This window comes from Streptomyces mayteni (assembly GCF_054783955.1).
Genome location: NZ_BAAGPR010000129.1, coordinates 1 through 19,120, shown reverse-complemented (window position 1 = coordinate 19,120; position 19,120 = coordinate 1). Strand labels below are relative to the sequence as shown.

13 protein-coding genes are annotated in these 19,120 nt (G+C 73.8%); 8 read left to right on the top strand and 5 right to left on the bottom strand.

Going from position 1 to position 19,120, the window contains the following annotated elements; all coding sequences use genetic code 11:
* Window positions 1-153: 153 nt before the first annotated feature.
* Entirely contained in the window at window positions 154-2,058 is a 1,905-nt protein-coding gene (locus tag ACYVPE_RS34685; protein WP_461037786.1) for a P-loop ATPase, Sll1717 family, read from the bottom strand.
* Window positions 2,059-2,515: 457 nt separating this feature from the next.
* Window positions 2,516-5,686, bottom strand: a complete 3,171-nt coding sequence (locus ACYVPE_RS34680; RefSeq protein ID WP_461037785.1) for a BTAD domain-containing putative transcriptional regulator — start codon at window positions 5,684-5,686, stop codon at window positions 2,516-2,518.
* A gap of 125 nt (window positions 5,687-5,811) precedes the next feature.
* On the opposite strand from ACYVPE_RS34680, the gene ACYVPE_RS34675 reads away from it, so the two are divergent.
* Window positions 5,812-6,852, top strand: coding sequence for an NADP-dependent oxidoreductase (locus ACYVPE_RS34675; protein ID WP_461037784.1), 1,041 nt, complete (start codon window positions 5,812-5,814; stop codon window positions 6,850-6,852).
* 414 nt (window positions 6,853-7,266) lie between these two features.
* Here the strand turns inward: ACYVPE_RS34675 and ACYVPE_RS34670 are convergent, their stop codons facing one another.
* Both ACYVPE_RS34670 and ACYVPE_RS34665 read right to left on the bottom strand, forming a co-directional pair.
* Complete coding sequence (locus tag ACYVPE_RS34670) at window positions 7,267-8,223, bottom strand: pirin family protein (protein WP_461037783.1); 957 nt, start codon at window positions 8,221-8,223, stop codon at window positions 7,267-7,269.
* Window positions 8,224-8,307: 84 nt separating this feature from the next.
* Window positions 8,308-8,808, bottom strand: coding sequence for an SseB family protein (locus ACYVPE_RS34665; RefSeq protein ID WP_132817214.1), 501 nt, complete (start codon window positions 8,806-8,808; stop codon window positions 8,308-8,310).
* 123 nt (window positions 8,809-8,931) lie between these two features.
* On the opposite strand from ACYVPE_RS34665, the gene ACYVPE_RS34660 reads away from it, so the two are divergent.
* A complete protein-coding gene (locus tag ACYVPE_RS34660; RefSeq protein WP_461037782.1) occupies window positions 8,932-10,761 on the top strand; it encodes an acyl-CoA dehydrogenase in 1,830 nt (609 codons plus the stop codon).
* A gap of 95 nt (window positions 10,762-10,856) precedes the next feature.
* Entirely contained in the window at window positions 10,857-11,249 is a 393-nt protein-coding gene (locus ACYVPE_RS34655; protein ID WP_461037781.1) for a VOC family protein, read from the top strand.
* 14 nt (window positions 11,250-11,263) lie between these two features.
* Here the strand turns inward: ACYVPE_RS34655 and ACYVPE_RS34650 are convergent, their stop codons facing one another.
* Window positions 11,264-11,653: a hypothetical protein gene (locus tag ACYVPE_RS34650; RefSeq protein ID WP_461037780.1), complete on the bottom strand. Its 390-nt coding sequence runs from the start codon at window positions 11,651-11,653 to the stop codon at window positions 11,264-11,266.
* A gap of 193 nt (window positions 11,654-11,846) precedes the next feature.
* Between ACYVPE_RS34650 and ACYVPE_RS34645 the strand changes: the two genes are divergently transcribed.
* From ACYVPE_RS34645 to ACYVPE_RS34625, 5 genes are all read left to right on the top strand, one after another.
* Complete coding sequence (locus tag ACYVPE_RS34645) at window positions 11,847-13,475, top strand: hypothetical protein (protein WP_461037779.1); 1,629 nt, start codon at window positions 11,847-11,849, stop codon at window positions 13,473-13,475.
* 68 nt (window positions 13,476-13,543) lie between these two features.
* The gene (locus tag ACYVPE_RS34640) at window positions 13,544-14,833 is read left to right on the top strand and encodes a M18 family aminopeptidase (RefSeq protein ID WP_461037778.1); all 1,290 of its coding nucleotides are present in this window, start codon (window positions 13,544-13,546) and stop codon (window positions 14,831-14,833) included.
* A 143-nt stretch (window positions 14,834-14,976) separates the two neighbouring features.
* Window positions 14,977-15,798, top strand: a complete 822-nt coding sequence (locus ACYVPE_RS34635) for a maleylpyruvate isomerase family mycothiol-dependent enzyme (protein WP_461037787.1) — start codon at window positions 14,977-14,979, stop codon at window positions 15,796-15,798.
* A 153-nt stretch (window positions 15,799-15,951) separates the two neighbouring features.
* Window positions 15,952-17,601, top strand: a complete 1,650-nt coding sequence (locus ACYVPE_RS34630) for a protein kinase domain-containing protein (RefSeq protein WP_461037777.1) — start codon at window positions 15,952-15,954, stop codon at window positions 17,599-17,601.
* A 3-nt stretch (window positions 17,602-17,604) separates the two neighbouring features.
* Window positions 17,605-18,630, top strand: a complete 1,026-nt coding sequence (locus tag ACYVPE_RS34625) for a phosphotransferase (protein WP_461037776.1) — start codon at window positions 17,605-17,607, stop codon at window positions 18,628-18,630.
* Window positions 18,631-19,120 lie beyond the last annotated feature (490 nt).

The window sequence follows — 19,120 nt, the reverse complement described above, 5'->3', positions numbered from 1 at the left end:
GGCCTCGGGCCCGGCCAGCGGCCCGGGGCGGCCCTCCCGCGCGGAGCGCGGACGGGGCCCGGCCCGCCGGGGCCTGCCGAACGCCGTCCGGCCCACGCCGGCGGCTGCGCCAGCAGGCCGGCGCGGCGCGCTACCGTCGGCTGCCCGTGGCGGTCATGAACCGTACGAGTTGCCCGAACTGCCGAACGAGCCACCGGACAACCGGCGCAGCCGACGTGCCTCGTCCTCGATCCGGTTCGCGACCTCGGCGCCGTCCGCGATGCCGTCCAGGCCGCTGTCCCGGAGTTGGGCCACCAGCGTCGTGAAGTAGTGGGCGGCGGCGAGGAGATGGTCGTAGGGGTCGACGGTCGTGGGGACGGAGGCGGCGATGGTGCGGTTGGCGTCGTCCAGGACCCGGCCGACCTGGTGGCTGATCTCGTCCTGGGCGTCGCGCGGCAGACCGACCGCGCGGCCGACCTGCGCGTGGATGGAGTGGCAGGAGCGGGCGAGCTCCCCGATCAGCACGTAGTCGCGGCGGACGGCGGTGGTGCCCTGTGCCTGCGGCACGGCGTAACCCGACGTGATGCGGTGGCCGACCGCCACCGGCTCGTACGGACGAAGGTCGATCGCGCTGGTGGCGCCGAGCGCCTCCCGAAAGCACGGGTGAACGTGCAGCACGTGCTCGTGCGGCTGCACCGGGAGCTCCACGCCGCCCGCGAACACCACGTCGCTGCCGCGCCGTACCCCGAGGAAGCCCACCGCGAAGAGGATGTCGATGACGCCGGCCGGGGTCAGGGCCTCGGTGTACGCGGGAAACAGCCGGTGCAGGGTGTCGGCGGCACTGGCGAAACGGCTGTGGAGGGCGGCCCGCGTCACCACGTAGCCGGTGTTCTGGAAGAGCGGGAAGAGCCGGTCGAGGAAGGGGTGGGTGACGAGGTACTCCTGGGCCAGGTCCTTCAGCTTCCAGGCGGAGAACTGCAGGCTCGCCTGGCGGATGTCGGCCTCCGTGATCCGGTCGTGGCCGTGGGTCAGCCAGGCGGTCTCCTGGCAGAGGTTGAGGAACTGGATGACATCGCGCGGCCGCGGCAGGCAGCGGCCGAACAGGTACTCCGTCGTCTCCTCACCGCGCACGGCCGGCGGGAAGATCTCCCGCCACAGTGTCGCGGCCGTGAGCCCTGGCCCGGTCGAGGCGCGGGCCCGGGCCAGCGCCAGCTCGCGCAGCGCTTCGCCGGTCCACGCGATGCGCAACTCGTCTCCGTGGAACTTGTCGCCTTCCCCGAACGACAGCGAGTCGTAGATGTCCGAGCGCAGGAACAGCAGGCAGCGCACCGCCTGGCCATAGCACTGGGCGACGTGTTTGGCGGCCAGCAGCAGCCCGATCAGCATCGAGTTGCTGTCCGGGTCCGCGGACCAGATCTGCTCCAGTTGGTCGACCAGGAACAGGAGCGGCCGGTGCGACGCGGCGCAGTTCAGGTCGGTGAACGCCTGGGCCACGCCGTCTTCGACGACCTCGAGCTGCCGCGACGCCCGAGCGCCCTCCGACGGCGACTGGGCCAGCTCAAGGCCGGCGCCAACGCCGAACGCCTCCAACGAGAGCGTGGTCTGGAGCCCCCGGGCGCCCTGGGTCAACCTGGTGATACTGGGCAGTTCGTCGTTGTGCTTCAGGAAACGGTGGAGAGACTTCACCGAGTCGGGCCGCCGACCGTGTGCCTCCTTGGCGTGCGCCACCAGGTGGCGGGCGGCGTGCACGGCGAAGACATAACGCCAGATCAGCGACTTCGCCGAGTCGGCGGCCAGGCCCTGGAGTTCGAAGCGGCGGATCTCGTCGCCCGCCGCGTCGTCCGGGGTGATCAGGATCTTGCCGCCGGGGTGCACGCCGTCGGCCATCAGATGCATGCGGATGGCGCTCTTCCCCGAGCCCTTGCGGCCGATGATCAGCATCTTCCGACCTGACAGTGCCGCCCGGGAGGCGTTGGTGGACAGAAACGCGCCGCGCAGCAACAGCCCGTCGGTGACATCCCGTTCGGCGTCCTCGCGCCCGAAGTGGAGGTGTTCGAGCAAGGACTGGGTACTGGCCATCTCATCCCCCTGCCTGGTCCGCGACCGCGTCCCTCGCACGCGGCCGAGCGGGTGGGTTCGTTGTACCTGACGACCAGCCAGGAGCGGTGGTTCCCGGCCCCGACCAGGGGGCACGTGCCCCCTGCCCGCCCTTTCCGCGCTACCGGCGGGCGAGGTCCGGCCCGCCAGGGCCCGTCTACCGTCCGTCAGCGGACGGGCCCCCGGCCGCAGGCCGGCACGGGGCGCCAACGCCGGCCCGGCCGGTCTGCGGCGGCTACGCCGCGGGCCAAACGGGGCTGCGCCCCGTCGCGCGCCGCGCGAGGCCGCCCGCCAAGGGCTCGTGGGGGCACCTCCCAGCCTCGCCCAGACTCCGTCCGGGGGGACCCCCATGGCTGGGGGAGGGTGGGCGCGGCGCCGCCGGTCGCCCGGCGCCCGGTCGGGTCAGGGCGCTCGACCGCGCTACCGGCGGGCGGCGGGGTCAGGGATCCGGCGTCGCCGGATCGTGGTGGGTGCCGTGGGTGAATTCGGTGGTGAAGGTCCGGTCGCCGAGCGTGGCGCGCAGCGTCGTGGTGATGCGGTCGACGTCGTGGCGTTCGGCCGGCGGGAGTGGGGCGCCGGCCCCGGCGCGCAGCGCGGCGGCCGCGCCCAGCAGTCGGGCGGCGTGCGCCGGGGCGCCGGCCAGGGCGTGCGCGCCGGCCAGCCCCTCCATGGCCAGCGCGACGGCCCGCGGGTCGCCGAACTCGCGGGCGGCGGCCAGCCCCTCGCGGTGCAGCCGCAGCGCCGCCTCCGCGTCGCCGCCCTGCTCGGCGGCGAAGCCGAGTTCGGCCAGGACCAGCGGCAGGCCGGGTTCGCCGCGGGCGCGGCGCAGCCACGGCAGCCACCCGGTCAGCCGGGCGGCGACCTCCGCGTGCCGTCCCCGGCGCCTGGCGCTCAACGCCAGCCCCATCTCGGCGAAGTGCTCGGCGACCCGCTGGGACTGGGCGGCGGCCGTGCGCGCCGCGCGGGCGTGCAGGGCGTCGGCGGTGGCGAAGTCGCCGGTGAGCAGGGCGATCCGGCCAAGGCCGGAGAGCCGCAGGGACACCTCGTCCCACAGCTCCAGCTCCTCGGCCAGCCGCAGCCCGTGCCGGTTCAGCCGTTCCGCCTCGGCGTGATCGCCCCTGATCTCGGCGATCTCGGCCAGGGTGGTGGCGGCCTTCAGGCGGCCCCACGCGTCGCCCAGTTCCTCGAACAGCGCCTGGCTGTCCCGGGCGTCGCGTTCGGCGTCGTCCAGCGCGCCGAGTGCGCGGTCGACGCTGGCCCGGACGGCGAGCGCGGCGGCGACGCCCCACCGGTCGTCCACCGCGCGGAAGCCGTCGAGCGCGGCGCCGAGCAGGCCGGTGGTCGCCGTCAGGTCGGTGAACCGGCGGTGCGCGTAGGCGAGGAACCACTGGGCGCGGGCCAGCGCCGCCGGGTCGGCGATGCCGTCGGGTGCGGTCGCGGCCGTCCGCGCGGCGGCGTCCGTCCCGTCGCTGGCGAGCAGCGCCAGGCCGGCGCGCCAGGCCGCGACCTCGGCGTCGTCGGTCGCCTCCAGCGCCAGGTCGAAGGAGCGCACGGCCTCGGCGAGGCGGCCGCGCAGGTGCCAGTACCAGGCGAGGGCGGTGACCAGCCGCGCCGCGTGCCGGCCGTCCCGCAGCCGGACGGCCGTCTCCAGGGCGGCGCGCAGGTTGGCCCGTTCGCGGTCCAGGGTCCTGAGCCAGCGCCGCTGCCCGGGGCCGCGCAGGTGGGGTTCGGCGCGCTCGGCGAGCGCGGTGTAGTGGGCGACGTGCCGCCGCTGGACGTGGTCGAGTTCGCCGGCCTCCCGCAGCCGGTCGAGGCCGTAGGCGCGGACCGATTCCAGCAGCGTGTAGCGCGGTCCCTCAGGACCGTCCGTGGCCACCACGAGCGACCGGTCGACCAACCGGGAGAGCGCCTCCAGGAAGTCGCCGCCGGCAGCGGGCTCGTCACCCGCCGTGGCCTCGCCCGCCGCCAGGGTGCAGCCGTCGGCGTGCACGGCCAGGCGGCGCAGCACGGCCCGTTCGAACGGCGACAGCGGCTCCCAGCTCCAGTCGATCATCGCGCGCAGCGTCTGCTGCCTGGCGGGGCCACCGCGCCGCCCGGTCGCCAGGACGGCGAACCGGTCGTCGAGGCGCGCGGCCAGCTCCGCGACGCCCAGGGCGCGGACGCGGATGGCGGCCAGTTCCAGGGCGAGCGGAAGGCCGTCCAGGCGGCGGCAGATCGCGGAGACGGCCGCGGCGTTCTCGGGACCGAGCCGGAAGCCGGGGGCCGCCGCCGCGGCCCGCTCGGCGAACAGCCGCACGGCGCCGAAAGACTCCAGCTCCTCGAGCGGCGCCTCCGGGCCAGGCGCGGGCAGCGGCGGGACGGGCCGCAGCCGTTCGCCCGGGATCGCCAACGGCTCCTGGCCGGCGGTGAGCACGCGCAGTCCCGGCGCCGCACGCAGCAGCGCCTCGGCCACCGCGGCGACGGGCGCGACGACGTGCTCGCAGTTGTCCAGGAGCAGCAGCAGGTGCCGGGGCGCGAGCGCGCCGGCGAGCCGGTCCACCGGATCGCCGGGGGCCGCCGCGCTGACCTCGTCGCGGACGCCCAGCACGGACGCGACCAGGTCGGCGACCGCCGCCGGGGTGGCGGTGGCCCGGTCGAGGCCGGCCAGCTCCACCGACCAGACGCCGTCGACGAACGCGCCGCCGGCGGCGCGCGCGGCCGCCAGGGCGAGCCGGGTCTTGCCCACGCCGCCTGGTCCTGTGAGGGTGACCAGCCGGTGCGCCGCCAGCAGCGCGCGGACGTCGGCGACCGCCTCCTCGCGGCCGATCAGCGGGGTGAGGACGGCCGGCAGGTTCGTCGGCGGCCTGGCGGGCGCGGTGGGACGCAGCCCCGGGTCCTGCCGGAGCATCGCCGCGTGCAGCGCGGTCAGTTCGGGCCCGGGGTCCACGCCGAGCTGGTCGGCGAGCAGCGCCCGCAGCTCGGCGTGGGCGGCGAGGGCCTCGCCCTGCCGGCCCGACTGGTAGAGGGCGCGCAGCTGGACGGCACGCAGGCCCTCGCGCAGCGGGTAGCGGGAGACGAGGTCGCCGAGTTCGGCGGCCAGCGTGTGGTGCTCGCCGAGGTCGAGACGGGCCCTGGCGTGCTCCTCGACGGCCGTCAGCCGTTCCTCTTCGAGGCGCGCGGCGGCCGGTCCCGCGAACTCCAGGTCGGCGAAGTCGGCGTAGGCGGGGCCGCGCCACAGGGCCAGCGCGTCGGCCAGCAGCGCGGCGCGTTCCCACGCGTCGCCGGTGGCGCGGGCCCGGGCGGCCAGGGCGCGGAACCGGCCGGCGTCCACGGCGTCGGCCGGGACCGCCAGCCGGTAGCCGGGTGGCTGCCGCACCACCAGGTCGCGGCCGCCTGGCTCGGCGTCCCCGAGGGTGCGGCGCAGCTGCGAGACCCGGGTCTGGAGCGCCGCGGTGGGGTCGCGCGGCAGCCGTTCCCGCCACAGGTCCTCGATCAGCCGGTCGGCGGACACCGGCCGCCCCTCCGCCGTCAGCAGGTCTGCCAGCAGCGCGCGGACCTTCGCCTCGGGGACGGGCACCGGCGCGCCGTCCTCCGTCCAGACGGCCAGCGGGCCGAGCACCCCGAAACGCACAGGGGCACCGTACCCGGCGCGCCGCCTCCGGCGGCCCAGGAGCGGATCTGAAGCGGACCTGAAGCGCCCTGCGGCACCATGCCAGGACAAACCTGACGAGAGCGACGAGAGAGGGGAGCGGCACGATGAGCGCGATCGTGAGCCGTGAGTTCCGGCTGGCGTCCCGGCCGGTCGGCGAGCCCGGGCCGGAGAACTTCGAGCTGGTCACGACCCGGGTGCCGGAGCCGGCGGAGGGGCAGATCCTGGTCCGCAACACCTGGATGTCGGTCGACCCGTACATGCGCGGGCGGATGAACGACGCGGCGTCCTACATCGCGCCCTTCGAGGTCGGCCGGGTGCTGGAGGGCGTCGCGGTCGGCGAGGTGGTGGCCTCGCGCAGCGCGGACGTCCCGGTGGGTGCGACGGTGTCGCACTTCGCGGGGTGGCGCGAGCACGCGCTGCTGGACGCGGCGGACGCGGCCGTCGTGGACGTCTCGGTCGCCCGCCCGCAGGACCACCTGTCGGCGCTGGGTCCGACCGGGCTGACGGCGTACCTGGCCGTCACCGAGACCGCGCCGGTGCGGGAGGGCGACGTGGTGTTCGTCTCCGGCGCGGCCGGCGCGGTCGGCAGCGTCGCCGGGCAGCTGGCCCGCGTGTTCGGCGCGAGCCGCGTGATCGGGTCGGCCGGCGGGCCGGCGAAGGGCCGGGTGCTGACCGAGGAGTTCGGGTTCGACGCGGCCCTCGACCACCGGTCCGGGCCGATCGCCGAGCAGCTGGCCGAGGCCGCGCCTGACGGCATCGACGTCTACGTCGACAACGTCGGCGGGGAGCATCTGGCGGCCGCCATCGGCGCGCTGAGGACGCACGGCCGGGCGGCCCTGGTCGGCATGATCAGCCAGTACAACGCGACGGGCCCGGTGCCGGGCCCCGGCAACCTGTACGACGTCGTCACGAGGCGGCTGACGCTCCGGGGGGTGCTGGTCACCGACCACCTGGACCGCTTCCCCGCGTACGTGTCACGGGCGGCGGGCTGGCTGGCCGACGGCCGCCTGCGCACCAGGGAGACGGTGGTGACGGGCTTCGAACGCGCCCCCGAGGCATTCCTCGGCGTGCTGCGCGGCGCCAACACCGGCAAGATGCTGGTCGCCCTGGCGGGCGGCGCAGACGACACGGCCGCGGCCGGATGACGGAGCCGCAGGCCGCTACGGCCGCGAGACCCGGACCCCGGCGGCTGCCGGCGTGCCGGCGCCGGCGAGCCCCGAGGCCACGGCGGCTACGCCGCCGGCCTGCCGGGGGCTTCACCGCGCCGCACGAGGCACCACCCGAGCGGGCGGACCCGGCACGGCCGCGCCGGCATGGGCCCATGCCAGGCCGCCGGGCCTGCGGGCGGCGAGCCCCGAGGCCACGGCGGCTACGCCGCTGCCGCGCGAGGCCACCGCCAAGGGCTCGTGGGGGCACCTCCCAGCCTCCCCCAGACTCCGTCCGGGGGGACCCCCATGGCTGGGGGAGGGTGGGCGCGGCCTCGCCCCGCGCCGCCCCGCCGCGGCGCGGCGAGGCCGCGCCGCCGCCCTGCGGCGGAGCCGCCGCTCCCGGCTCCGCCGTCAGTCGTCCTCGGCCGGCACCGTGCCGAGCCGGCCCGCCTTGAAGTCGTCGAAGGCCTGGGCCAGCTCCGCGTGGCTGTTCATCACGAACGGCCCGTAGTGCGCCAGCGGCTCCCGGATCGGTTCGCCGCCGAGCAGCACCACCTCGAAGTTGGCGCTGCGCGAGTCCTGCGCCTCGTCGGCGCGGATGACGACCGAGTCGCCGGCGCCGAAGACCACCGACTGGCCCATCCGGAACGGGCGCCGGTCGGGGCCGGCCGAGCCGCTGCCGGCGAGGCCGTAGGCGAGGGCGTTGAAGTCGGGGCGCCAGGGCAGGGCGACCTCCGCGCCGGGGCTCACGGACACGTGGACCATCGTGATCGGGGTGTGCGTCGCGCCCGGGCCCCGGTGCCCGCCGAGGTCGCCGGCGATGACGCGCAGCAGCGCGCCGCCGTCCGCCGAGGCGAGCAGCCTGACGGTGCCGCCGCGGATGTCCTGGTACTTCGGGGTGATCATCTTGTCCCTGGCCGGCAGGTTCACCCAGAGCTGGAGCCCGTGGAAGAGGCCGCCGGACATGACGAGCTCCTCCGGCGGGGACTCGATGTGCAGCAGCCCGGAGCCGGCGGTCATCCACTGGGTGTCGCCGTTGGTGATGACGCCGCCACCGCCGTGCGAGTCCCGGTGGATGAAGGTGCCGTCGATGATGTACGTCACGGTCTCGAAGCCGCGGTGCGGGTGCCAGGGGGTGCCCTTGGGCTCGCCGGCGGCGTAGTCCACCTCGCCCATCTGGTCCATCAGGATGAACGGGTCGAGGTGGCGGTGGTGGATGCCGGCGAAGGCGCGGCGAACCGGGAAGCCCTCGCCCTCGAGGCCGGAGGGCGCGGTGACCACGGCGCGGACGGGCCGGTCCACGGCGCCGGGCTCGGGCGTGGCCAGGCGGGGGAGGGTGAGCGGGTTCTCGACGCTGATCGCTGGCATGGGGGACCTCCTCGACGACTGCCAACAGAATAGTTGAACGGTAAACAGAAGTCGAGGGGGCCCCATTCCCGAGGCGGCGAGCGGCTACCCGTACATGCGCCGCATCGTGTAGTCGACCATCTCCTCCACCGACTTGGCGTCGAGCACCAGCCGGTGCTCGCCCTCCATGTCGAGCGCGAACCCGTAGCCGGTGGGCAGCAGGTCGAGCACCTCGCCGCCGGTCACCGTGAAGAAGCGGGACTCCTTGCCGGCGTACCGGCGCAGCTCCTTCAGCGAGGTGAAGAGCGGGATCACCGGCTGCTGGGTGTTGTGCAGCGCCAGGAAGCCGGGGTTCTCGCCGCGCGGGCAGTAGATCTTGGCGCCCAGGAAGATGTCGTGGAACTCCTCGCTGGCCATCGCCCCCGAGGTGTAGGCGCGCAGCGCGTCGGCCAGGGACGGCGGCGCGGGCGGCGGCGCGGCGGGCGCGGCAGGCTGCGGCTGCTCCGGGTAGAGCTGCTGCCCGCCGTAGCCCGCCAGCGGCTGCTGCCCGCCGTAGGGCTGTTGCTGCTGTCCGGCGTAGGCGGACTGGTTGTCGTAGCCGTACATGAACAGAGAGCCTACTGACTCACACTTGACTGGTTTCCGCTTGCTTCTTGTTACCAGCGGGTAGCATCATGGGTGTTACCTGCCGGTAAGAGCCTTTCTCCCACCACATACGGAGTCGCCGCCATGGGGCACTACAAGTCGAACCTCCGCGACATCGAGTTCAACCTGTTCGAGGTCCTCGGCCGCGGCGCCGTCTACGGGACGGGCCCCTTCACCGAGACCGATGCCGAGACCGCGAAGGACATGCTCACCGAGATCGCCAGGCTCGCCGAGAACGAGCTGGCCGTCTCCTACGAGGACGGCGACCGCAACCCGCCCGTCTTCGACCCGGCCACCCACACCGCGCCCGTGCCGGCGTCGTTCAAGAAGAGCTACGACGCCTACATGGACGCCGAGTGGTGGCGGATGAGCATCGGCGAGGAGCTTGGCGGCCTGACCGCGCCCCGCTCCCTGATCTGGGCCGCCGGCGAGAACGTGCTGGGTTCCAACCCGGCGATCTGGATGTACGCCTCGGGGCCCACCTTCGGCAAGGTCCTCTACGACGAGGCCACCGAGGAGCAGCGCGGGATCGCGCAGCTGATGGTGGACAAGCGATGGGCCTCCACGATGGTGCTCACCGAGCCGGACGCCGGCTCCGACGTCGGCGCCGGGCGGGCCAGGGCCGTCCGCCAGGAGGACGGCAGCTGGCACATCGAGGGCGTGAAGCGGTTCATCACCTCGGGCGAGCACGACCTCTCCGAGAACATCATCCACTTCGTCCTCGCCCGCCCCGAGGGCCACGGCCCCGGCACCAAGGGCCTCTCCCTCTTCGTCGTCCCCAAGTTCGACTTCGACTGGGAGAGCGGCGAGCTCGGCGACCGCAACGGCGTCTACGCCACCAACGTCGAGCACAAGATGGGCCTCAAGATCTCCAACACCTGCGAGCTCACCTTCGGCCAGCACGGCACCCCGGCCAAGGGCTGGCTGCTCGGCGAGAAGCACGACGGCATCCGGCAGATGTTCAAGATCATCGAGTTCGCCCGGATGATGGTCGGCACCAAGGCCATCGCCACCCTCTCCACCGGCTACCTCAACGCGCTGGCCTACGCCAAGGAGCGGGTGCAGGGCCCCGACCTCACGCAGTTCGCCGACAAGAGCGCGCCGCGCGTCACCATCACCCACCACCCCGACGTGCGCCGCTCGCTCATGACCCAGAAGGCGTACGCCGAGGGCATGCGGTCGCTGGCGCTCTACACGGCGAGCGTGCAGGACGCCATCCTCGTCAAGCAGCACGCCGGCGAGGACGCCTCGGCGGACGAGGCGATCAACGACCTGCTGCTGCCGATCGTCAAGGGCTACGGCTCCGAGCGGTCCTACGAGCAGCTGGCCCACTCGCTCCAGACCCTCGGCGGCTCCGGCTACCTGATGGACTACCCGCTTGAGCAGTACATCAGGGACGCCAAGATCGACACCCTCTATGAGGGCACCACCGCGATCCAGGGCCAGGACTTCTTCTTCCGCAAGATCGTCCGCAACCAGGGTGTGGCGCTGACGGCGATCGCCGAGGAGATCAAGAAGTTCCTCGCCGAGGCGCCGGGACAGGAGGAGCTGTCCGGCGCCCGCGACCACCTCACCCGCGCGGTGGGCGAGTTGGAGGCCCTGGTCGGGGTGCTGCTGACCGACCTGGCCGCCACCGAGAAGGACGTCCGCTCGCTGTACAGGGTGGGCCTCAACACCACCGCGCTCCTGATGGCCTCGGGCGACGTCATCGTCGGCTACCTGCTGCTGCGCGGCGCGGCCGTGGCGGGCGCCAAGCTGCCGACGGCCTCGGCCAAGGACCGCCCGTTCTACGAGGGCAAGATCGCCACGGCCCGCCACTTCGCGGCCACCGTGCTCCCCGGCGTCGCCGTGGCCCGCGCCGCCGCCGAGTCCACCGACCTGTCCCTGATGGACCTGGACGAGTCCGCCTTCTGACCGACCGCCTCCCGCGACCACCACGAGAACACCGGCCCCCGGCACCACCCACGCCGCCGGGGGCCGGCCCCGTGTCGTCCCCCTACGCTCCCGGTATGACGACGATCAGACGGATCTCGCTCGGCGTGACCGACGACCGGCGGGCCGGCGACTTCTGGCGACAGGCCCTGGGCTATGTGCGGCGTCCGCCCCGCCACGAGGGCGACGACTGGATCGTCCTGGAACCCCCGCCAGGCGAACCCGGGTTGGCCATCGCCATGGACGTGGTCGAAAGCCCCGCCGAGGAGTTCCCCCGGATCCACCTCGACCTGGACGCGGGCGACCGCGACCTCGACGAGGAGGTGGCCCGCCTCGTGGCACTGGGCGCCCGCCGCGTCGGCTGGCCGCACTACCCGGAGGTCCCTCCCCCCGGCGCCCTCCCCTACGTGGTCCTGGCCGACCCCGAGGGCAACCGCTTCTGCGTCGAGGGTCACCGCCGCCACGGCTGAGCGACACCGACGGTTCACAGGCCGAGAGCGCGGCGAACGGTATCCGGGACGTTGGCCGAGTCGAGTTCGTAGGACGTGCGCAGGGCGTGGTTGGCGAGCAACAGCTCCGGGTGCGTCGCGGGCATTTCGTCTCCGAGTGTCCTGAGATGGGCGGCGACCTCAGCCCAGGAGGAGAAGGCCGTACCGTCACCGTCCGCGCGTGGCGCGGGGAAACCGGGCTGGCGCGCGAGGCGTTGGAGCGAATCGCACGATCGCGCGCCGGCGGTACGTTGGGCGGCCTCGTCGAGCGTGACCAGGTCCTCGTGCCAGGCGGCGACGGCCCGCGGACCAGCTGTGCGGCGAAGGGCCGTGGCGACCAGCGCCACGGCGACGGGCTGCTTCTGACGACGGCCGTTGCTGATCACATGGAAACCCTACCGGAGAGTTACCCTGCAACTCCCAGGAGTCACCTTCCGGCTGACGCGGCTCACTGCGAGCCGGCGCGATCGTCCACCCGGGTCAGCCTCAAGTTGCGCTCAGAAAAAGGGGAGTTCCGTGGACACCTGCGGACCTGCTGCCTAACGTTCTGCCAGCAAATCCGCAAACGGAGGTCGCAGGATGGCTGAGCTGACGTTCTCCCGGGACGAGGTCGAGGCGGTCGCGGAGGTCGGGCCGTGGCGGTTGCAGCGGGCGTTCTCGTCGGAGATCGATCCCGACGACATGGGCGACACCGCCCGGGCGTACCAGCGGGCCGCCGGTGAGGCCGCGGACACCGGGGAGTTGGCCGAGTGGGCCACCGAGATCGCCGAGGGCTCGGGCGGGATCGACGGGCGGACCGTGGTGGACGGGGCCCGGCGGGACGGCCGGACCGCCGCCGAACTGGCCGGCAACGGGGAGGACATGGCGGAGGTCTCGCGCTACCTCGACCTCGCCATGGAGGCGGCGCGGCAGACCGAGCTCGACGTGCGGGCGCTCATCGACGACTACCTCGACCCGCGCTACGCCGAACTCCTGGCCGCCGCGGAGGCCGAGTACCAGCGGCGGACCAACCTCTCCTACTTCGTGGGCGGCGAGCGCCGGACCGTCGAGTACACGGACGCGGCCCGGCCGAACGAGCCGGAGCTGATGAGCGAGATCCGCGACCGGTACCTCAGGATGGCCGCCGAGGACGCCCAGTACGCGCACTCCACGATGACCTCCGACATCGCCGACTACCGCGACATCCTGGCCCAGTACGGGCAGCGGCTCGACGACCTCGCCTACGACGTCACCGCTGGCCCGCTCGACCTGTGGACCACCCCGGGGATGGCCAGCTACGCGGCCGAGAGGCTCAAGGAGGCGCTGGCGCTCGGCGGCGACCCCGAGCTGGTCGACCGCTACACCGCGACCCTGGGCTCCATGGTCGACGACGTGCTCTCCGGCTTCCCGACGGCCGGACCGCGGCGGTTGAGCCAGGCCGAGGGCCGCTACCTGGAGGAGTTCGTCGCCGCCCTCGGCGAACAGGGGCTCGCCGACCTCGGGAACCTGTCAGAGGAAGGACTCTCCGAGGACGACGCCCGGCTGCTGCGCTCCGGCCAGTCCGCGGTGGGCAGCGGCATGATGATGCTGCTCAACCACGACATCCGCCCGCCCGAGGCGGACTCCCCCTACGGCGAGGCGGCCCGCGCCGCCGTCGCCCCGCTCCAGGGGAGGTGGTCGGAACTCTTCGACAGCGACCCGGACTCGGACGCCTTCCGCGAGGCCCTGACCCGCTACAACGGCTACGGCAACCTGCTCGGCAGCTCCACCGTGGCCCCCGACATCGGCCACGGCCGGCTGCTGACGACCACCGCGCTCTCCGTCCAGGAGCGGACCAACGAGCAGTACCGTCCCGACGAGTTCCTCTGGTTCGACTTCGAGCCGGAGAACGTCGTGGCGAACACCGGCAGCGGCAACCTGCTGCGCGGCGTCGCCGGAAGCCCCGAGGTGGCGTCCGACGTGCTGGGGTACGGCGACTTCACCGAGCGGCTGCTCGGCCAGCAGTGGGAGGACAGCGGCGGCGTCGCCGAACTGATCGGCAGCGGCGTCCGGCCGCCGGCGCCGGAGCTCGACACCCGCCCGCTCGACCTCACCGCGGTGGACGCCGTCCTGGCCGCGGCCGACGAGAACGAGGACCGGGTCGAGGGCACGGGACCGCAGAACAAGTACGGCCACGTCGACCACTCGGCGCTCCAGGACCTGCTCGAGGAGTTGCGACTCGGCAGGTGAACCCCTGGCCGGACGGTGAAATGGGCCGAGATCGGGCCGGACGGGCGACTCCTTCGTATCCTGAACCCATGAGCGCTCCGTTCGACCTCGCCCACACCGACGACCTGATGGGGTTCCTGGCCGCCTCGCCCTCCCCCTACCACGCGGTCGCCAACGCCTCGCAGCGGCTCGAGAAGGCCGGGTTCCGGCAGGTCGAGGAGACCGCGGCCTGGGACGGCACCGCAGGCGGGCGCTACGTGCAGCGCGCCGGGGCGCTGATCGCCTGGTTCGTGCCCGCCGACGCCACCCCGGCCACCCCGTTCCGGATCGTCGGCGCCCACACCGACTCCCCCAACCTGCGGATCAAGCCGGTCCCCGACACCGGCCGGGCCGGTTGGAAGCAGCTGGCCGTCGAGATCTACGGCGGCACGCTGCTCAACACCTGGCTCGACCGCGACCTCGGCCTCTCCGGGCGGCTCACGCTGCGCGACGGCCGGGCCGTGCTGGTGAACGTCGACCGGCCGCTGCTGCGCGTGCCGCAGCTCGCGGTGCACCTGGACAGGTCGGTCAACGAGGGGCTGAAGCTCGACCGGCAGCGGCACATGACGCCGCTGTGGGGCATCGGCCGGCCGCGCGAGGGCGAGTTGATCGAGTTCCTGGCCGCCGAGGCCGGCCTGCCGGCCGCCGAGGTCACCGGCTGGGACCTGATGGCGCACTCCGTCGAGCCGCCCGCCTTCCTCGGCAAGGACCGCGAACTGCTCGCCGCGCCGCGGCTCGACAACCTGGTGTCGGTGCACGCCGGCACCGCCGCGCTCACCGCCGCGGCGGCCGGCGGCCAGGGCCTCGGCTACCTTCCGGTGCTGGCCGCGTTCGACCATGAGGAGAACGGCTCCACCTCCGACACCGGCGCCCAGGGGCCGCTGCTCGGCACCGTGCTCGAACGGTCGGTCTACGCGCGGGGAGGCTCCCTCGAGGACCGGGCCAGGGCGCTGGCCGGCTCGTTCTGCCTCTCCTCCGACACCGGGCACGCGGTCCACCCCAACTACGAGGAGCGGCACGACCCCGACCACCGCCCGATGGCCGGCGCCGGGCCGATGCTGAAGACCAACGTCAACCAGCGGTACGCCACCGACGGCACCGGGCGCGCCGTGTTCGCCGCGGCCTGCGAGCGGGCGGGCGTGCCGTGGCAGTCGTTCGTCTCGAACAACGCCATACCGTGCGGCACCACCATCGGCCCGATCACCGCGGCCCGGCACGGCATCGCCACGGTGGACGTCGGGGTGGCGATCCTCTCCATGCACTCCGCGCGGGAACTCTGCGCGGCGGTCGACCCCTATCACCTGGCGAACGCCATGACCGCGTTTCTCGCGGGCGCCTGAGGCGGGCCACCCGAACGCGGCGCCGCGCGAGGTGGCCACACCCTAGGATTGCCATACAGAAAGCATTCACCGGCTGCCCCCGCGCAGCGTACGGTGTGAACACCCAAGCCAGCGCCGAAACCGCCACGAGGGGTCCCGTGACCGTGCCGCACCCGAGCCTTCAGCCGTATATCGATGCCTGGACCCAGAGTATCGAGGCGATATCAGAGCTCGTCTCGACACTCGTCGACGGTGAGTGGAACCGGCCGACGGAATGCACAGGTTGGTCGGTTCGGGACGTCGTCTCGCACGTGATCGGCGGCGAGTGCGAGGCGCTCGGCGACCCGCGGCCGATCCACACGCTCCCCCGGGACCTGTACCACGTGGTGGACGAGACGACCCGCTACCTCGAGGTCCAGGTGGACGTGCGGCGCCACCACACCGGCCCCGAGATGACCGGCGAGCTGGAGTACACCATCATTCGCCGCTCCCGGCAGCTGCGCAACGAGCGCCGGAAGCCGGACGCCCTGATCCCGCACCCGCAGCACGGGCAGATCTCGGTGGCGGACTTCCTCATCGCGCGGGTGTTCAACGTCTGGCTGCACGAGCAGGATCTGCGCCGCGCGCTGCGGCAGCCGGGAAACGTCAACTCGCCGGCCGCGCACATCGCGCGCGACGTGATGTTGAACAAGCTGCCGAAGGTGATCGCCGAGAACGTCGGGGCGCCGAAGAAGTCGGCCGTGGTCTTCGACGTGAGCGGCCCGATCGAGTTTCTCCGCACCGTCCGGGTCGACGAGGAGGGCAAAGGATCGGTGGACCGCAGCCCGTCGCTCGGCCCGATCGTGACCTTCACCATGGACTGGGAGACGTTCACCCGCGTGGTGTGCGGCCGCACCAAGGCGAAGCGGGTCGCGGACCGGCTCAAGGTCGAGGGTGACGCGGAGCTGGCCGAGCGGATCCTGGCGAGCTTCCCCCTGACGCACTGACCTGCCTCCCACCGGCCCTGGTGACCGCTCGGCCACCGGCCGGCCACGCACCGTCACGGCTGGTATGCGACGACGACATGACAACCCAACTTGTCATCGCGCCCTCGGAACGGGTTTGATGGCTGGGCGATCCAGCGATTACGGCGAGGACTGATGGCACAGGATCATGGCGCCGCGGATTCCGGCGACGGAAACCCCGGGGCGACCGGCAACGAGGTGCCCGAAACGCCGGAAATGTGGGGCAACAACGGGCTGGTCGGCGATGGCCGTTACCGGCTGACCCACCGGCTCGGCAGGGGCGGCATGGCGGAGGTCTTCGCCGCCGAGGACGTCAGGCTGGGGCGCATCGTCGCCGTCAAGCTGCTGCGGGCCGACCTCGCCGAGGACCCGGTCTCCAAGGCCCGGTTCACGCGCGAGGCGCAGTCGGTCGCCGGGCTCAACCACCACGCGGTGGTCGCCGTCTACGACTCCGGCGAGGAGGTCGTCGGCGGCAGCGTCGTGCCCTACATGGTGATGGAGCTCGTCGAGGGCCGCACCATCAGGGAGCTGTTGATCGACGCGGAGGCCCCGCCGGTCGACCAGGCGCTGATCATCGTCTCCGGCGTGCTGGAGGCCCTGGCCTACAGCCACCAGCACGGCATCGTGCACCGGGACATCAAGCCGGCCAACGTGATCATCACCGACACCGGCGCGGTCAAGGTGATGGACTTCGGCATCGCCCGCGCGCTGCACGGCGCCGCGCAGACCATGACCCAGACCGGCATGGTCATGGGCACCCCCCAGTACCTCTCCCCCGAGCAGGCCCTCGGCAAGACCGTCGACACCCGCTCCGACCTCTACGCGGTCGGCTGCCTGCTCTACGAACTGCTCGCGCTGCGGCCGCCGTTCGTCGGCGAGACCCCGCTCTCCGTGGTCTACCAGCACGTCCAGGACACGCCGCGGCCGCCGTCCGAGGTGTCGCCGAGCGCGCCGCCCGAGCTGGACGGCATGGTCATGCGGGCGCTCACCAAGGACCCGGACGACCGCTTCCAGTCCGCCGAAGAGATGCGCGGCATGATCCAGTACGCGCTGCGCATGCTGGAGGAGCACGGCGACCACACGGTCGGCCTGTGGAACACCGGCTCGATCACCGGCGGCGCGACCCCGCCGATGGGCACCCCGGCGCCGCGCGGCCGCACCGACGCGCCGACCGGCCAGCTCACCGCGCCGATGCTGCTCGGCAACCCGGACGCCGGCGGCGAGCCGCCCCGGCAGGGCCGCGGGCGCCGCGGCCGGCTGCTGCTCGTGGCCCTGGCCGCCGTCGTCGCCATCGGCACCGGCGTGCTGGTCGCGGCCAACATGGGCGGCGGCGGCGAGGACCCGCCGACCTCCGAGCCCACCCCGACCGAGACCACGGACGAGAGCACCGAGGAGACGGCCCCGGAGGACGACGAGAGCCCGTCCGCCTCCGACGACGAGGAACAGGACGACTCGGGCGACGACTCGTACTACCCGAGCGACCCAGGCAGCGGCTGGTCGGGCGGCGACGAGACGGGCGAGCCGACCGAACCTGAGACCACCGACCCGACCGAGCCGGAGACCACCGACCCGACCACCGAGGAGGAGACCACTCCGCCGCCGGAGGACGACTCGGGTGCCGTCACGGAGGGCGACGACGGCTCGGCGACCACCGAGGGCGGCGACGCGGCCAACGGCGGTGCGGTCGAGGGCGGCGACGCGGCGGGCGGCGGTGCGGCCGAGGGCAGCGTCACCGGCCCGGGTGGCGGCGCGACCACCGACCCGGCTGGCGGCGCCAGCACCTGACCCGTGAAGCGTCTGACGGACCGCACCCTCTCCGCGCTGGTGCGTCGCTACGACGCGGGGCACGCGATCGGCTGCGAACCGCTGGCCGAGGGGCTGCTCAACCACGGCTACCGGCTGGCGACCACCCGCGGGGTCTTCTTCCTCAAGCACCACCTGGACGGCGACCCCGACGACATAGCACCGCTGCTCCGCCAACACCGCGCCACCGCGGCGCTGGCGGAGCTCGGCCTGCCGGTCGCCCCGCCGCTCGCCGACCGTGACGGGCGGACCGTCGTCGTCCACCGGGACCGCTGCTACGCGCTCCACCCCTGGATCGACGGCCGGCACCGGGACGGCGGCCAGCTCAGCAGGGCGCAGAGCCGCCGGCTCGGCGCGCTGCTCGGCCGCGTGCACCGGGCGCTCGAACTCGTCATAAGGCGCGCGCCACGCCCGCGCGCCGCCTGCCGGCGGGCGGCCGCGCCGGCCGAGACGGACACCGTCATCGACGAACTGCTCGGCCGGGTCAGGGCCAGGCCACGCCGCACCGGCTTCGACGAACTCGCCGAACACCGGCTCCTCGAACGCCGCGCCCTGCTGCACGCCCACACCCACCTGCGGCCGGGGCCGGCCGAGGTGCCGGCCGAGGGCTGGGTGCACGGCGACTTCCACCCGCTGAACCTCCTCTACCGGGCCGAGGGCCCGGTGGAGCCGGTGGCCATCATCGACTGGGACCGGCTCGACGTACAGCCGCGCGCCGAGGAGGCGGTGCGGGCCGCCGCGATCTTCTTCCTCCGACCGGACGGGAGCCTCGCGCTCCCCAAGGTCCGCGCGTACGCGCGCGCCTACCGTGCGACGACGGGCGCGACGCCGGGCGAACTGGCGGCGGCCGTGCATCGGGTGTGGTGGGAGCGGCTCAACGACTTCTGGATGCTGCGGTGGCACTACGAGCGGGGTGACCCCCGCGCGGACCCGCAGTTCGCGGCGGCCGCGGCGTTGGTCGTCTGGTGGACGACGCAGGCGGTGGCGGTACGGGACGCCTTCTGCGACTGACCGCCGTTTTCTCCCCCCACCCTTTTGCGCTGACGCGCCGACCCACCGGACAGTGCCCCGCGCTCCGCGCGGGGTTTTCCCCACCCGCCCGCCCTTCCCCGCTGACGCGCCGGCCCGACGGCAGGCGCTCCGCGCGTAGGCGCTGACGCGCCCGACCCACCGGGCACCTCCCGCGCTCCGCGCGGGGTTTTCCCCGCCCACCCACCCCTCTGCGCGCTGCGCGCGGCTGGCGGCTGCGCCGCGGGGCGGCCCGTCCGCGCTCCGCGCGGGTACGGCGCCGTCGGCGAACCGGGCGCGCCAGCGCACCACCGCGCGGAGCGCGAAAAGGGGCGGGTGGGTGGGGAAAAACCGCGCGCAGCGCGGGAGGTGCCCGCCAGCGCCGGCCGCGCGCAGCGCGTCACGCCGGAAAAGGGTGGGTGGGTGGGGAAAACCCCGCGCGGAGCGCGGGGCACCCCCGCCGCGTCGGGATGCCGCGCAGCGGGAAGGGCGG

What these genes read in the sequence shown, in the direction of transcription:
- ACYVPE_RS34685 (WP_461037786.1), bottom strand. Translation starts at nt 2,058, where the DNA reads ATGGCCAGTACCCAGTCCTTGCTCGAACACCTCCACTTCGGGCGCGAG.
- ACYVPE_RS34675 (WP_461037784.1), top strand. Translation starts at nt 5,812, where the DNA reads ATGAGCGCGATCGTGAGCCGTGAGTTCCGGCTGGCGTCCCGGCCGGTC.
- ACYVPE_RS34670 (WP_461037783.1), bottom strand. Translation starts at nt 8,223, where the DNA reads ATGCCAGCGATCAGCGTCGAGAACCCGCTCACCCTCCCCCGCCTGGCC.
- ACYVPE_RS34665 (WP_132817214.1), bottom strand. Translation starts at nt 8,808, where the DNA reads ATGTACGGCTACGACAACCAGTCCGCCTACGCCGGACAGCAGCAACAG.
- ACYVPE_RS34660 (WP_461037782.1), top strand. Translation starts at nt 8,932, where the DNA reads ATGGGGCACTACAAGTCGAACCTCCGCGACATCGAGTTCAACCTGTTC.
- ACYVPE_RS34655 (WP_461037781.1), top strand. Translation starts at nt 10,857, where the DNA reads ATGACGACGATCAGACGGATCTCGCTCGGCGTGACCGACGACCGGCGG.
- ACYVPE_RS34645 (WP_461037779.1), top strand. Translation starts at nt 11,847, where the DNA reads ATGGCTGAGCTGACGTTCTCCCGGGACGAGGTCGAGGCGGTCGCGGAG.
- ACYVPE_RS34640 (WP_461037778.1), top strand. Translation starts at nt 13,544, where the DNA reads ATGAGCGCTCCGTTCGACCTCGCCCACACCGACGACCTGATGGGGTTC.
- ACYVPE_RS34630 (WP_461037777.1), top strand. Translation starts at nt 15,952, where the DNA reads ATGGCACAGGATCATGGCGCCGCGGATTCCGGCGACGGAAACCCCGGG.